The sequence below is a fragment of the Ruegeria atlantica genome (genome assembly GCF_001458195.1).
In the GTDB taxonomy this organism is placed as follows: domain Bacteria; phylum Pseudomonadota; class Alphaproteobacteria; order Rhodobacterales; family Rhodobacteraceae; genus Ruegeria; species Ruegeria atlantica.
In genome coordinates this window covers 92,007-107,604 of record NZ_CYPU01000011.1, presented here as the reverse complement: position 1 = coordinate 107,604, position 15,598 = coordinate 92,007, and the positions used below count along the sequence as shown (strand labels likewise).

The window sequence follows — 15,598 nt, the reverse complement described above, 5'->3', positions numbered from 1 at the left end:
TTGGGCCAGGCACCCCTATCAGCCGACATCATCAAATCTGGTCGATGAAGCCTGCATCCAGGAGTCCTCCCAGATGGCGAAGCAAGTCTCTCGGGATGTCACCCCCGCGCACGAGGACACCAGCTTCGAGGTTCAATTCCATGGCGTGTCCAGTCAAATTCGCACTCGTCACGAAGGCAACTCTACCATCGACGACCGCGACTTTTGCGTGCACCTTGCCACCTTGGAATTTCGTGCCTTCGACGTTCCATCGGTGAAATCGGGCTTCTGGCAACTCACGTTTGAGTATGGCGGTTTGGTCTTCGTCCAGCGTTCCGCCATGCTCTTTTGCCGCTTCCAGCAAAATCTTGATCTCGGTGCCCTTTGCCGCAGCCTCTTTCAATGCGGAAATCAACTTTGGTCTGTCTTGCGCAACGAAGGCCACCAATACGATCTCGTTTTTGGCCTCATGGATCATATCCAGCAAGACCTGCTCCGTTCGTCGCGTCGCCACGGCGTTACTATCCGGCCCTGTCATAGCCAGCTCGAGTTTTTGCTCGTTCTCGGTCGAGCTCCTTACGTGACTCGCGCACTTCAATAGTAACGATCCGGCGTTGCCATCCAGTCCACTGGTTTTGAGCGCATCGAGAAAGCGCCCCAACGCAGACTTTGCTTTGGCCGTTTCCACCAAAGACATGACCGCATGGGTCTTGGGATCGACCGCGGCCTTGGCGATTGCATCGGCAATCACACGAAGCTTCGCTGGAGGCAAAAGCTCAACGAATACCGCGGTCGCATCTTCGAGTTTGGTCACAGGCTGTCACCAAAAAATGCGGCATCTTGGTTTTCCAGAGTTGGAACCACCAATGCACGGTCGAGGTTGCGGTTGCCCACCTCACAGGACGTTTCCGACACGAGGCAACACGCATGGCATGCAGCACCGTGAAGGGATTGGTCCTTGGAAGGGTCGTGTTCCGAACAAAGGGGGTCGGATGCACAGATCTGAGCTCTGCGGAGCGCTTGGTCCAAAATGGGACCTAGGCGCGCCGGTTGTCCTAAGTCGACCAGGCCGCCAAGGGTTCCGTCCGAGTCCGCTGCTGCAGTGTAAATCAAAATCCCCGCTTGGTCGCGACCGTCCTCCGTGTCCGCGTATATGCGTTCGCGAATGCTGGCGGCGTTGTAACCGCATTCTAGAGCCAGTTCTCTGATCAAGAGATGCGACAGTGTATGAAGCATTGCGTGGCGCACACCCAAATACCCCTCATCTGGATCAAGGTCACGTTTCTGACGCCAACCCCGGTAGCCTTTTTGCATGCGCTCATCGAGGCGCTTGACCGCATCTTTGGCCTCCCATGCCTCCAATGCTTTGGTATCGAATTTGAGAAAGATCCCTTCACCATGCACTTCGAAGGCCGGCACCCAAGTCGGAGCGCCTTTCCCCAACGGCGCTCTCGGAGCAGCAGAGCTTCCTGCGCCTTCTTCAGGCGCCTCCACCCTCGTGAAACCCAACAAGGCGTTGACCTCACGCAATCTCTTCAACAAGACGGTTCGTTCGATAGCCTTGTTGAACTGCGAGGGCACGCCCACCTTTTCGGCCAGAAAATTCGCACCCTCAGGAATCTCATCGGCTGTGAAAACCTCCCATTCGGGGTGCTTCAGGTCGCTTTGGTCTTCACTGTCGCCACCAGATCGGAGTGCTTCTATCGCCTTCCAGATCTCGCCCATGGAGTAATTCTCGATGCCCGGTAAAGTGCCCATGTCTTTCAACGTGTCGACCCGTATTTCGAGCTCGATCTCGTTTTTACACTTCTCGAAGACCTTCCATCCATCCTGGATCAGCTGACCCAGCGAGTCGCCTTTCTTCGGTATCGCCAAGACGGAAAGGGAAACGGCAAACCATCCGTTCGTTGCACCGAGGTTGATCGCTCGGGGTGCCTCGTCGCAAGAGCCCTCGAATGTATCTAGGTGTGGGTGACGCCCGCGGCATGCCGGTAGGTTCTGACGACCGATTTCGCCGCTCGCTTGAGCCATGTTCCTGGAGGCACCACACGTATCACATTTGACCCAGAGGTTCTCCGTTTGGAGTGAAGCTCCGCTTTCGTAGAACCTGAGCGTGCCTTTGCATGAACTTGGACCGCCATGCACGAACCAGTGCCAGGGGAAATCGTCGAGATGACCAGCACGGCAGGCGAGCAGGAACCTTGCCGGGACTGCGTCCGCGTCCGTCGGGTTCAGGTTCCCCCTGGAGCCCGTACACCCCTTATGAACGAAACGTGTTGCCTCCGGCCGGTAGGGAGACTTTTTGAGGTCGAACAGCCCTGCATCGTAGGGGGATAGCAACCCGCATTTGACGCAACGAAGCCACCGTGGAAAGGGTTTCACGGGCACACCTACCAAAGCAGCGGCATGCATCGGGCTCGTCGGTTCTTCGTCTGTCATGGGAGGCTTTTTGAGGCTTTCGACTTGAGGTCCCATCACCTTGGTCACAGCTGAAAGCAGCCTACTTTCACGCACTTCCTCACAACGCGTTTCGTCCCATTGATCGATACCCAGTGTGATCACCGACATATTGGGCAAGTCGATCAAAGCGCCAGGGCCATATGTCCAGAGCAATTGACTAGGGCGGATCTCACCAACTCTCGTTTTGTTCATGGGTTCTCTCCCCCTTGGTCAGAGGTCTTCTTTTGAGGGACCCAATCCGGGTCAGTATGAGATTTGCCGTCGGTCATGATCAGCCCGACGCTCGGCTCTACTTCTCGCATCGACATAGGCACCGTCCACCTACCCCATGCTGCTTTTCCTGGTTCATCGAGGATTTCATAATCGGTGCCGCCAGATTTCTTTTTCTTGTAAACGAGGGTTCGCCCTGCGACGCCGGCTTCTTTCACCCATTCGTCCGCACGCTTTCTTAATTCCTTCTGGCTTTCCTTCATGCGCAGTTTGTTCTCGGTGACCTCCCAAACGCGTTCACTGATCGCGTTCGATACCTCCACCATTTCCGGCTTCGAAGACGTGGTCATGGATCCAGCCGCGTCGTTGGCACGCAAGTCGACATGCCCCTGGCGCAGCATCGACAACATCGCCCCCGTCAATCCGCGGTCCATTGCACGAGGAGAATAAGGGGTAACGGATTGTGCTTCGACATATTGATAGAAAGACGAATGGAAGTGTTCGAAGCTCTCGTAGTGCGACAAGTCCCTGGGTCTTGCCCAGGTCAAAACCGTCGCGACCAATCCAGGAAACGAACGACCGACGCGCGAGCTAGCCTGAATGTATTCCGCAGTACCTTTGGGCTGACCATTCACCACCATCAGACCAAGCCGGTCGACATCGACACCAACCGAGAGCATGTTCGTCGCCAATACTAGATCCGTGGGGTAGTCTTCACCGTCCAAACGATGACGCTTCCATTTGTCCTCCTTGTCGTCGAACACAGCCTTGAAGGTCAGATCAAGGTTGTCGAGGTATTTTGGGATGTCTTGGCTGGAGACACGAGACGTCAGTTCACTTGGCTCTCTCAGCGAACGCTGTGTGAGCCCCGGTCGTTCGACGAGGCTCATCGAAACACGAAATGCACGTGTCTTGACGTCGTCTTCAGCCAGCCTGCGCATCCCACCTAGTTCTCTAAGCGAGTTGAAATAACCGACAAGCGTCATGTAGGGGTCGGCGACTTCGCCGAACCGTTCGAAACACCACTCCGATGCAGTGAGGAATGCCGTGTAGACGCGAATAAGAACCGCCGGGCGCGACGCGCCAGGTGCGCACAATCCGATGTAACGACGTCCCGCTCTCTCTGAAATCGAACGTTGAACAGAGAAAAAGTTGTCCTCTACGTCTAGGCCAGTCGGCGGAAAAATGGAGACGCGCCGCATGAACACGTTGCGAACCTGTTCTTCCGCTCGGCGAACCGTCGCGGTCGAGGCGACGATTTTGGGGCGGACCGTTTCGCCATCGAGCGTCCAAGTACTCAATTCGTCGACCGCAGCTTCATAGAGCCCAACCATCGTTCCCAAGGGACCGCTGATGAGGTGGAATTCGTCCTGAATGATGAGATCCGGAGGACGGAGCCTCGTGACGGGCATCACTCGCGCCTTGGGCAGTTTGCCCTTCTTGGTATGCCCTGTTCCGCAATCATGACCAGGCCACAAGAGGCCGTGCCGTTCGCATTCCTGGTCGGCTTTCCCGAACAAGTTCCCCACTTCGGGCTTCCATGCCATCATCGCAAACTTGTCCACTGTCGCGATCATCATCGTGGGTGGTCTGTGATAAATTTCTTCGTCGACCACTTTCACCGGCAATCCCGGATGGTCGCGATTGTGGGACTTACCTTTGGAAAAGTCACATTGATTGTACTTGTCACCGCAGTAGATCGTGGTCCGACCCAAATCGGCATCCACTTCGAGGTGCTTTCCTGGCACGATATCGGAACCGCACCACGGGCAACTGGTCAATTGAGCTGGGGAGCTGAGACCTGCTGTATTGGCCCCTTCAGTCTTGAGTTTCTGAACGGCATCTTTGGACGCAGTCGTGGTCCCAGGCGTCACGCGATTACCAACCCAAAGACCTAGTGTGAAAGGTTCGACGCCCCATTTCTGCGTATCATTCAGTCGAATGGTCTCCATAGCGCACAAGAGCGCCGTTGCCCTCTGGAATTGCTGCAGCGTCAAAAGGCGCAGAGTGTAGCGCATGATCACCGATAAGCCACGTGACCCATCTAAGCCGCCGAGATCGGATTTCAGTCTGCGGATCGACATCGCAAATGCTGCCACGCCGAGATAGGCCTCCGTCTTACCACCACCCGTTGGGAACCAAAGAAGGTCGGCAAAAGCCGCAGATGGCTTCGTGCGGTCTTGATGCTTGGGGTCTGCCAGTGAAGGTATCGAAAGAAGCAGGAACGCGAGCTGAAACGCGCGCCAGGAACGGTTTTTGGGAACATCCAGAGGTTGGAGCTGCGTTTTTGCATCCCGCCGTCGCTCTCTTGCGTAGATGCTGTGCACACGTTGTTTCGCCATCGCTAGATTGGCGAAACGAAAGGCCTCCAGAGCTTTGGAATCTTTGAAGAGGTGTTCCATACCTTCTCGCAAACGAGCGTTGGTTTCCTCGCAGCGATCCAAGACATCTCTGCCCGGTTGGTCGAAACCCTGGATCTCAGTGCCAAGCCGACCCTCTTGTTCGCGGATCCAAGCTGCATGATCGTCCAAGAGACAAGACAACGCTGTTCTGAGATCGTCCTCGCTCATCGTTGCGAGGTTGTTCATGTCGAGCCAACCTTCGTCGATCATGCGTCGCATGGCTGGCCGATCGTCAGGGTCGAGCCCTGGAGTGTCCGTAACCTCGATTTCTTGCCGCGGAATGACCTCGGTTTGAATGCGCGAAGCACGCGCTCTATCGAGATCGTCGACATCGACATGCACGGAAACGCCATGCCCGACCGCGAATTCCAGCCGGTTCCGATAGATCAATGAGAGTCGATCGCGCTCTGGGTCGTCACCTAGGTTTTCAGTGGCGGGGCGGCGACGAAAAACGGAGCCTTCGTCAGAGTTTTCCGGTCCTCGAACGATCAGCTCAGGCTGGAAGATCCACGCTTCATCTTTGTTTTGCTCTGGCTCCGTTTGAGCGTTGACCAAAAACAGAGTGACCAGACGTTCTCCAGCTTCATTCGTTCGGATGGTGCCCTGGATCCGAACATCCCCGTTTACTGGATCCACTTCGTAGGGCTGAATGGAGCCGTCTATCAAGTCGAGTTCTTTGTTTCCACCGCACTGAGTTCTGCCCCAAACCCGAGCAGGAACTTCCTCATCGGCACCCGTCTCTTGGTTCTTTCTTTTTTTGACGTAGTCGTGTTCATCGCTCGAAAGGCGCTCGTACCGGCCCCAATGCGCTTCCACGACGATCCGCTCGACACCAGGTGCAACGCAGAACGTCATGCCGAGGCTCGAAGGTATCAATGACTGATTGTTGGACGTGTCGACTTCGTCTAACGCATCCTCTTCACCGTCCACCCGACCGGAAACGGAAGCAAAGTCAGCACCTGGCTCGTGGCGCCTTTCTTCGTAACGCTCCTCCTCGAGGTCGGGTACTTCATCGGACGCACTGGTCGGTTCTGGTCTATCCTTGCTAGAGGGAAGCTGCGTCATCGGAGCAAGTTTGCCGACGAGGTAGCGATCGCGCACACTCATGTCGACGATGAACTCTTCTGGACCCCCCGCCGGTCCCAGTAGATCGTCTCGCACCGATCCTTCGAGCACGTCTCGAACATGTATGTGGTCTTCGATCTTTGGAACTTTGCGCCAGTCGTCCAGACCAAATGCTTTGAGACTGTTTTGCATGTCCTCCCAATTTGTCCGAGTAAGTGGGGCCGTCGGCACAGTAAGACCAAGCGACGTCACATCCGGTCCGCTATCGGTTTTGGCGCTTCGGTCGAGATGAATGGTGATCCCCTCACGATTTCGTCGAACACGAGCGATCCGGCCAATCTGGCGTATCCGCGCACCATCAAGTACGAGAACCCAGTCGCCATCGTCGATGGCTGACCTTCCCCCAGCTGGAAGGTCAAAGCGGTAAGTGAATTCCGTGGATTGGGCATCCGCACCAGAGAGAAGCCAAGCCGAGGGTGTACGTGAGTTTGGTTTCGTTGAATCAGTCATTCTTCTGAGCTTCCGAAATCGAGTAGCTGAAATTGGGGGCCGTGCCCTGTTGAGAGACCAGTCCTTCCGAAACCAACTCGTCGATGGCCTCTTTCCATTCGGATGAGGTCATACGAACCGATTGAAAGATGTTGGCCTTGCCGTGGCGCCCGGGTCGGTTCTTCAAAAACGACAATATGGCATCTCGTTTCGGTGGGCTTTTCTTGGCCGAAGGTTCTGGCGCATCTAGAGGCAGCGTCGGTTCGGCGGGTGTTGCAACGGCTTTGGAGCGTTTTGGCGAAGATTTCTTTTTCTCTTTCGCTTCGCCATGCAATCCCTGCTCGACTTCTTCTTGATATCGTTCGCGATTTAGTTCTGCGAGGCGTCGGAGAATTTCGCGACGCGCCCCTTCTGAAATTGTAAAGCGAATTCGGTCGCTCTCGGGAAGGTAGGGAACCGCATGAAAATCGTGCTCCAGTTCAATATCTGACCAGTCGTAGGATGCCAAAACAGCCTGGTCTATTGAGGCGTGTAGGTCTCGCATGTCTTGAAGACGAACACTATTTTTGTCCTGACTGTGCATGGAGTTATATAATTTAGTCAGCCCAATTTCCTGTGAAACCATTATGGAGTTGCGCTCTTTTTCCAGCGCCGCTCCCAAGTCTCTCATGTCATTTGCAACGACATGACGCGGAAATGGAAAAGTTTCCAAGACATCAGATCGCGAGTATCTAAGATCATTCTTTAGTTTGGAAGAATGCTGCCAAGCATAGACTGAATGTATAGAAGACTGCAGGAGTGAAAGGGTAGCATGATCATCAGTAGCAAAAATGATCGTTTGGTCTGAATAAACAGACCTCGCGTCGACCAAGCAAAAAGCCAGTGTTTTGCTCACTCGGGTAAGCGCTAGAACTCTATCAAGTTTATTGCTAGTTGGCACCCATCCTTCGGGATGCTTCTCGAAATGATGACCGCGACCGATAGCATGAAACAAGCCTGATCTCTTGCCCTCGTACAGCCACCACTCTCTCCTGAGTGGTTCTGCGCATGCGAACTGCCCATTCGCCTTCTTTCGAAATCTATCTGGCTTTGCATTTTCAGCAACATAACTGAAAGGTACTTCATATTTACTTGCACGCTCCTCAGACCAGTCCCAAAAGTTAATTGCCCAACGAGTTGCTTTCTGAAATGGATCGGAATTAAGATCACGACCATTCAGATAAGGAAAAACTACATCACAGTTTTTTGGGTCGCTAGAGAGCATTTCTCTCGCTAGGTCTTCCGGGATGATAAAACCTGTACTTCGCGTACAACACCCCTGAAACGCTAGACTTTGATTGGACTTCAGTGGAACAGGCGTCCAATTCGTATCGTCCGATAATTGCGCTGAAATATATGGCGTTTCTTTTCCAAGTAAGATCGCATTTGCATTCCAGTCCCCTTTTCGGGCGTGTACCCTACTAGTTACAACTGCTGCCGATCCAGGCCACTTTTCATTCGGATAAGCGGCATAAATCGTAAATCCCTGGCCTAGAATCGCATCCAAACCAACTTCGCGAGTGTCCCCTTCAGAGATCGTATTCACCGCCAGCAGTCCAAAACTTCCTTCATCACGGAGCAAAGCCGCAACCCTAAGAAAGAAATACGAAACTAGATCCGCCGATCCTCTTCGTCCTTCAGCAATAAATGCTACCAGCCAATCGCGGTATACGGTTCCCATTATTCCCGTTATCCGTTGTCCGCCAAGAAACGGAGGGTTTCCTATAAACGCATCGAATCCGCCGTCTTCGCGCTCAAAAACTTCTGGAAACTCTAGCGGCCAGTGAAATGGCATCCTTGGCTTGCGATTTGAAGCATCTACAGACAGATCTCGGCGAGAAGATAGCGAGAGTAAATCAACTGCTTCTGGGTTTGCACCAACTGCCTCGTCAGCATGAGCCCCTATTTCACCAAGCTCCTCCGATAGAGCGGAACCCTTTTTCTTTGCCAGAATACAGCCGACAAAAGCGTCTGAAATCAACAAGGGAAGATCGAGTAATCTACGAGACTCTTGGTCCAACCGTTCCATGGCTTTGACGTCTTCGACATCTCGAATTGGCGTTGCTCTAAGTTGCTTTCGGAGCTCGATGGCTTGATCGACAGCGGAACGAATACTGCGACCGAATAGGTTGAGCTGATCGCCGCGTTTCGGTTTCATATTCAACTCGATGACCTGATTGATGTCGTCGATGCCGAGCAAGCTGTCACCAGATCTAAGATTGTGGTCCAGGAACCCAAATGGCCGACCCTTCGCAACAGTGGTCAACCAAAGAGATAGTTTCGCCAGCTCGACAGCCATGGGGTTCATGTCGACCCCATAGAGGCACTTTTCAGCGATCAGACGCCGCGCCTCAATCGTCCGCTCTTCGATATCCAACGGCAACGGATCTTTGACGGTGTCCTGGCTTTCGTGAACGGCGCCTTCTGCGTCCACGAACCCTCCACGCTCTTCTGCATTACCCCATGCTTCTACCAATTTGACAGACAGCCAACGGCAAACTTGAACCAGGAAAGCCCCCGACCCCATGGCAGGGTCACAGATCTTGAGATCCAAGATTTCGGCTGGAGACTTGAGCTCCCAATCAGCCTCGTCGACCCCCTCGGCCGGCCCGCGATAGACGACGGGTGTCAGTGTCTCCTCGACGATTTTCTCGGTCAGGCTCTTGGGCGTGTAGTGAGAGCCGCTTTCTCTACGATCCGTGCCCCGAACGATTACGATGGCCCCGTCATGGTGAACGATGGGCATACCCCAAGGATCCACGTCGATGAGATGTACGTAGGGCAGGATGCGGTCCCTCAAGTCGGCGTCAGCACGACAACTCGTCAGCAACCTTGCCTGATCGCTAGCATCTGGCGATTTCTCGAGGTCCGACTTGATTGCGCCTTCCGATCGTTCAGTGACCTCGACGAGATGTTTGATGCGTTCGGACCCGTTCAGCCGCTCCAGTTTCTCGAGTTTGACGAGTGGTGTCTTTGCCTTGGACGCACCTTTGAGCTGCAGGGTCAGGCCGGTTACGCGATCCGCTGTCTGATCGAGCAAACCTTCATATACATGCCCGATTTGCTCGACATCCAATGCTCGGTAGGACAGTGTCCGACCCCGAAACCTCTGAATGGCTTCGAGAAGAAGCAGAACGGTCCGATCGTCGATCGGAAGGGGTTCCGCCGCTTCGGATTGCCAGGTCGACCCTCGCTTGCGACCCTCTAAGAAGGGGAACCTGTCGGGATGGAAAAGCGAGCCGCCCAATGCAGGAAGGCGGAGATCCGGGTGATCGACACCAGCATGGACGAGCCTGAACGTGGCCAGCAACCTGGACCACGCCGAGTTTCTGCGTTCGAGGATTTCCGGGTCCGTCGCCGAAAGCTGCGCGCGCAAGCTGGAGATGGCGTAGTTGGCGTCGTAAATCGGATCTCCGAGTAAAAGGAGATCCCGCTCTTCCGCCGACAAGATCACCACGAGGCGCATCATCAATGTCAGTCCGGCCTCATAGAGTGTGGTCGGCTCGACGTCAGCAAGTAGGTCGCGGTTGCGATCCTGGTCTGCACGATCGAGAGCCCGCATCAAGACTTCGATGGCATCGGCGACTTGATCACCAAGGGCTTCGGTGACGTCGCCTTGATGGGCTTTTGAAGTGTTGAACAATTCCGGCAGGCTTTCCGAAGCTGGCCCTGTGAACCTCGACAATTCGAGCAGGCTGACGAATGCTCTAAGCGTGTCACGTTCCAGGCCGAACATTCTGGCATACCAAGTTGCAAAACTGGCGATTTCTCCTTCAGGGGCGTGAACCAAGGTCCATGCCTCTCCGTTCGTGACCAAACCGAGGGGACAACCGGACTTCCGTAATGCGTTGACCATCGCCTCTTTTGGCGTCGCGATGTTCCCGTCCTTTTTTTGGGTCACATCCAGATCCAGGTCTGGTTCATGAACGCCGATCAGCAATAGAGGCTCAGTTGGCTTGGAAGGGTCGACGAGAACCATGTCCGGCAGTCGACTGGACTTGTCCGCGCTGAGCTTCAAAATTGGTCCAATTAAGCCCTCTTCGCCTCGCAGAAGCGTCTGCTCATCGTAGTCCAATCCATTCGTCAGTACTTCGTCGATCCATGCAGAATGGATCGCATCCAGAAGCGGGTCGGAAGCATCTACGGCGTCACGCCATTCTATGTAAGCTGACCTCAATCGAGGACCGACGTTTCGCTCGAGCGCGTCCAAACCGTCTGGCATGGCTTGATTCAAAACCGGCTCGGCTAGAAATGGCCCGGACAGTTCGATGAGGTTCAACCAGTCAAATCTAATGCTCATCGAATTTCTCCTTTGGCCATGCTCTCCGGAACGAGCAGCACCACGGCGACGGGGAACGTGTGGTCGGTGATGTTGGAATGTCGTGCGTCGATCGCCATGGTCTCGGCCTCTAGTTCTTCAGGGATCCGAGAAAGACGCTGTTCCAACGCCTCTCTGTCACGTGTGAGCTGAAAACGCTCGTCTTCGGTGAAGAGCGACAACTGCTGCGGTTCGTTGTCTTTTTTTAGCTCCATCTCGAGAGAGTTCTGTAACTCAGAAAGTAGCGTCTCGGTGTCCGAGATTTCTTTCTTTCGTCTATTATCGATCGTGTTGGTCAAGTTGCGCACCCTGTCTCTGGATCTCGCCTCGACGGTTGCAGTGATCGAGTCCCTGACGTCATCGAATTGCCTACTCAACCTCGTCAATTCCGCGTCATCCAGCGCAACTGGCTTCGATCGATCGAGCATCGATCTGACATCTGATACGCGCTCTATTCGACGATACCCTCGGTCGCTCAATTGACCTCCCGACTCGGTCAGTTCCTCGTGTAACCGGTGGTGATTTCCACCAACGACGACGAGGCGAGACACGACGATTGCAGCAGGTTTCGCAAGCTCCGCATCGGGCAGAGATCTTACCGCGACACGCGACAAAGACCGTTCCGTCTGTTCTTGAGTCCATATCTGGGCTCGGAGAAGGCGCAAACTCATCTGAACGAGGCGGTGGTTCAAGTGGACGAGAACGACGTCATCTCTGCCCTTGGATATCTCGTGATCGAAGGTAATTGGCCGCATCTCTCCAGTATAAGGATGCTCGAGGCCCTCTAGGCATCGGTTCCAAGAACCTGACAAAGCCGGCATCAAGAAGACGCTGCCAATGGGTGCCCCATCCAAGGCCTTGGGTTCGAGATCGGGCATTTCAGCCAGCGCAAGCGCGGTGCGCACTACGCGTTCAACGTTTTCTGGCTCGAAATTCTGCTCGGATCGCGTTTCAGAAAGCCTCTCGTGCAGCTTATTCACGCGTACGGCTATGTCTGCTTCGACTTTGACGTATTTTCTGGTGCTCTGAATGCGGGCTTTCGCCTCCGTTAAGTCGAAGTCGGAGAGCCGCCCTTCGAGAAGATCGGGGACTTGAGGAGAAATCACCGGGTTCACGCTCCCCATATCGGATCGCATCTGATCCAGCTTGCGCAGTGCCATGATGATGTCGTCGCCATGACGCCCGTCGCCATCCACTGGATGCCAGATGAAGACTTCCTTTGCTTTTTGACCATGTCGATCGATCCGACCATTCCTCTGTTCCATGACGTTGGGATTGTAAGGAATTTCGAGGTGGATCATCATTCGGCAGTGGTTCTGTAGGTCGATACCCTCGGAGGCTGCGTCAGTCGCCAGCAATATTCGGATGGGCGAATCCTTCGGATCCGCTTGGAACGCCGCCTTTACCGTCTCTCTTTCGTCGTCGTCCATGCCGCCGTAGATGAGACCGAGGCGATCGCCGCCAAAGCCACGGGTCACCAAGATTTCTTGGAGCCAAGCCTGCGTCGCTCGATATTCCGTGAAGAGAATGACCCTTTCATTCGTCCAATCGCCGTTTTTCCTGAGGTTCGCATCCAGCCAGTCGAGTATGGCATCCGCCTTTGCGTCGGTTTGATTGCGCGCTTCTTCAGCCCAGGCGCGCATCTTGTTCAGCAAAATTTGCTCTTCGTCGGACGCAGGTCGCATGCGCCGCCCCTCCGCGTCGATGGCACTCATCTCCGCTTCGTCTCTCAAATCGTCGTCGTCGTAATCCTCCATCGACTTGGCGATTGCGCGCCTCAGGATTCTGTCTTCCAACTTGCCGCGTTTCACGTCCTTCCGAACGCGGCCCTCCAGCGTATCAATGTGACGATGGATCGTCGCAGAAAAAGCCGCGGGAGAGGAAGAGAGACGTTTCTTGAGCAGCTGGTATACGAATGAACCCGACTTTCCCGATCCTCCATCGCCTCGAACACGCTCATCTATATATGCGTCCAAGACGTTTCTGATTTTGCGTTCGTCATCGGAGTAATCGACCTTGAGCGCCTCCAGCTTGCGGACGGGGTAGATCTTGTTTCCCTCTGCATCCACGAGGTCACTTTTGAGCCGGCGAACCATCACTCGAGAAAGCTGAGATTCCGAGGGCAAGACGTTGCGAGCGAAGCGTTGATCGTCGAGCAATTCTAATAGAGCCGTGAACGACTCCGTATAGCCATCGTGTGGCGTCGCAGTCAGGAAGAGCTTGTGTTGGAAATGCGGGGCAATCGTCCGAACCAACCGCGTTCTGAGGCTCTCTACCGCATAGCGCCCGACCCTCGGAGAAACGTTATGTGCTTCATCGATGACCAGTAGATCGAATTTTCTTGGGTGTTGGACGCGGGACGGCAATGCATCTCTGAACAGCCGCAAACCCTCGCCCTGCTTCACCCAGTCGATGGATGTGATCAAGCGCGGGTACGACGTCCATGGGTTAGCGTGCAAACCTTGCTCCCGACGGAGCTTGGAGACATAGGCCGAGTCCACGATCCTGAACTCGAGGCCAAACTTCTCTTGCATCTCCATGCGCCACTTTTCTTGCAGTGACGCTGGACACAGAACGAGCATCGTCCTCGCGCGGTGGCGTATGAGCATCTCTTGAATGATCAACCCAGCTTCGATGGTCTTTCCAAGACCTACGTCATCGGCAATCAGCAGGTTCGTTCTGGGCATGTCGATGGCGCGAACCAAAGGATCGAGTTGAAAGTCCTCGATACTTGCGCCGCTTCTGAAAGGTGATTGAAGATAGCCGCGATCGACGTTCGTCGCCGCCCCCCACCTGACTGCATCCAGGAACGCGTTCAAAGTCTCGGCGTCGTCCACCTTATTACTGAAACGAGGTAGTCCGGCCCCTTCGATCACCCCAGCACCCGGCTCCAATTCCCAGACGACGTTCAACTCCTCACCGAGGGCATCTTCATCTATGGAGGACAAGTTCACGAGACTCTGCTGTGCGCGACCCTTGGAACTCGGTCGAACGTCGACATCGGCTACGATCCACTGTCTGCGACGAACATTCACGAGTTGCCCCACCTCCGGTAAGTCTCGGCGCAGCGAGTTTTCAGGGGTGATCGTTTCAATCGTATTCATTCGTCTTCTCCAATTCGCGGCATATCTTATCGGCCGCTTCGTTTGGGTCTTCGTGTTCCCAGACACGGATCACTTTCCAGCCTGCTCGCGTGAGCCGCTCGTTCGTATCTGAGTCCCTTGCGACGTTGGCTTCGATCTTCGACTTCCAGAACTCCGCGTTGCTCTTCGAAGTCGATCCGTGCTCCGGACAACCGTGCCAGAAACACCCATCTACGAACACAGCGACGCGCTTGAGCCGAAACACTATGTCGGCGACGCGGCGAGGCTTGTCGATGAGTTTGACCCCGACCCGGTATCTGAGACCCCGAGCATGCAGTGTCTTTCTGAGACTTAATTCCGCGGACGTATCCCTTTGCCGCACCCTGGAGAGCCTTTCAGACGCTTCAGGCGACGAGGGTACGACCAGGCTCTTTCGCTTGGTCATGATTGTCTTCGCCTTCGAGTTGCAAGGATTGTAAGATGCTGCGACCGATCGTTTCTCCGAGCGCAACTGGCACGGCGTTGCCGATGAGGCGACCTAGTGTTTTGAATTGAACGTGCTCATCTCCAGGTAGGAAAGAGTAACTCGGTGGGAAACCTTGAAGGATTGCGCCTTCCCTGAGAGAAATGGCTCTATCCTGCTCTGGATGTCCAAAACGACCATTTCCAAATCCGAAGAATTGCGTCGTCAGTGTTGGAGAAGGTTTATCCCATTCCATGCGCGCGTAGACGCCAGGATAGGTCTTACCAGAGGATTTGCGATGGCAAGCCGCCACCAATTCCTCCGGCCAATCCCGCCATGTCCCTCCCGGCTTCGAAACTCTCATACGTTCAAGATTGAGAGGCGACAACTTGGCCGCAACATGCAATCGGTCTTTGTCGTCTGATTGGCCATTTTCCAGTGGGGGTAGATCGTATATCGCATCGCGCACGGTCTTGTGAGCGAGCGCACTCTGGTCGGAAATCTGGATCGGACCCAATAGAGACGCCATCAACACTGTTCTCTTTCTCATCTGAGGAAGATCATGGTCACGGCAGTCTACGACAGCATTCCAAACCTGATAGCCCAGGTCTTCGAGCGTCGCTACGAAGTCATGATAGACTTGGTGTTTCGATACGGAGGGAACGTTTTCCATCGTCACGATTTCAGGCCTTACCGCCCGTACCAACCTGGCGAAGTGATAGAGTAGACCCCACCGCGGCGTGCCGACGGTTTCGTAACGGTGTGAATAAGTCGAAAACGGTTGGCAAGGCGCGCAGCCTGCCAAAATGCGAATGGACGTACCGTCGAACAACTCATGCAACTTCGCCGCAGAAAGCTGGCTGACGTCTTCCAGGAGGAACTCGGCGCCGTTGTTGACCTCGAACGCGTGCCGACATTTTTCGTCGACATCGACGCCAGCGAGCACGTCGACGCCCGAGCGTCTCAGCCCACACGTCAACCCACCAGCACCACAAAAGAGATCAATCGCGCCCAGCATCTTCAATTCTGTCACCCATCCTCGTCTCGTCGTTCTTTTTCTGCGCCCATGTCGAGTTCAGATTGATTTCTC

Annotated in this window: 8 protein-coding genes; all 8 read right to left on the bottom strand. The window is 54.6% G+C overall.

What is annotated here, in order from left to right; translation table 11 throughout:
- Positions 1–31: 31 nt before the first annotated feature.
- The 8 genes from drmC to RUA4292_RS03000 are packed head-to-tail and all read right to left on the bottom strand — an operon-like array spanning position 32 to position 15,541.
- Positions 32–793 (bottom strand): DISARM system phospholipase D-like protein DrmC, encoded by a 762-nt coding sequence (gene drmC / locus RUA4292_RS03030; RefSeq protein WP_058276240.1) that lies wholly within the window; start codon positions 791–793, stop codon positions 32–34.
- Positions 790–2,631 carry an MrfA Zn-binding domain-containing protein gene (gene drmB / locus RUA4292_RS03025; RefSeq protein ID WP_058276239.1) on the bottom strand — a complete coding sequence of 614 codons (1,842 nt, stop codon included), beginning with the start codon at positions 2,629–2,631 and terminating at the stop codon, positions 790–792. Before drmB ends, drmC begins: the two co-directional genes overlap by 4 nt.
- Positions 2,628–6,308, bottom strand: a complete 3,681-nt coding sequence (gene drmA, locus RUA4292_RS03020) for a DISARM system helicase DrmA (protein WP_058276238.1) — start codon at positions 6,306–6,308, stop codon at positions 2,628–2,630. The genes drmB and drmA overlap by 4 nt, the downstream gene beginning before the upstream one ends.
- Before the next feature lie 56 nt (positions 6,309–6,364).
- The gene (locus RUA4292_RS24905) at positions 6,365–6,565 is read right to left on the bottom strand and encodes a hypothetical protein (RefSeq protein ID WP_233493323.1); all 201 of its coding nucleotides are present in this window, start codon (positions 6,563–6,565) and stop codon (positions 6,365–6,367) included.
- Between the two features lie 53 nt (positions 6,566–6,618).
- A complete protein-coding gene (locus tag RUA4292_RS03015; protein WP_058276237.1) occupies positions 6,619–10,944 on the bottom strand; it encodes an Eco57I restriction-modification methylase domain-containing protein in 4,326 nt (1,441 codons plus the stop codon).
- On the bottom strand, positions 10,941–14,066 hold the full coding sequence (gene drmD / locus RUA4292_RS03010) for a DISARM system SNF2-like helicase DrmD (protein WP_058276236.1): 3,126 nt from the start codon (positions 14,064–14,066) through the stop codon (positions 10,941–10,943). The genes RUA4292_RS03015 and drmD overlap by 4 nt, the downstream gene beginning before the upstream one ends.
- Positions 14,053–14,490 carry a very short patch repair endonuclease gene (locus RUA4292_RS03005; RefSeq protein ID WP_058276235.1) on the bottom strand — a complete coding sequence of 146 codons (438 nt, stop codon included), beginning with the start codon at positions 14,488–14,490 and terminating at the stop codon, positions 14,053–14,055. Before RUA4292_RS03005 ends, drmD begins: the two co-directional genes overlap by 14 nt.
- Complete coding sequence (locus tag RUA4292_RS03000) at positions 14,450–15,541, bottom strand: DNA cytosine methyltransferase (RefSeq protein ID WP_233493322.1); 1,092 nt, start codon at positions 15,539–15,541, stop codon at positions 14,450–14,452. The genes RUA4292_RS03005 and RUA4292_RS03000 overlap by 41 nt, the downstream gene beginning before the upstream one ends.
- Positions 15,542–15,598: the final 57 nt, after the last annotated feature.

Coding starts and splice junctions, on each gene's coding strand:
- drmA (WP_058276238.1), bottom strand. CDS start 6,308: ATGCAAAACAGTCTCAAAGCATTTGGTCTGGACGACTGGCGCAAAGTT.
- drmB (WP_058276239.1), bottom strand. CDS start 2,631: ATGAACAAAACGAGAGTTGGTGAGATCCGCCCTAGTCAATTGCTCTGG.
- drmD (WP_058276236.1), bottom strand. CDS start 14,066: ATGAATACGATTGAAACGATCACCCCTGAAAACTCGCTGCGCCGAGAC.
- RUA4292_RS24905 (WP_233493323.1), bottom strand. CDS start 6,565: ATGCCCAATCCACGGAATTCACTTACCGCTTTGACCTTCCAGCTGGGG.
- RUA4292_RS03005 (WP_058276235.1), bottom strand. CDS start 14,490: ATGACCAAGCGAAAGAGCCTGGTCGTACCCTCGTCGCCTGAAGCGTCT.
- RUA4292_RS03015 (WP_058276237.1), bottom strand. CDS start 10,944: ATGAGCATTAGATTTGACTGGTTGAACCTCATCGAACTGTCCGGGCCA.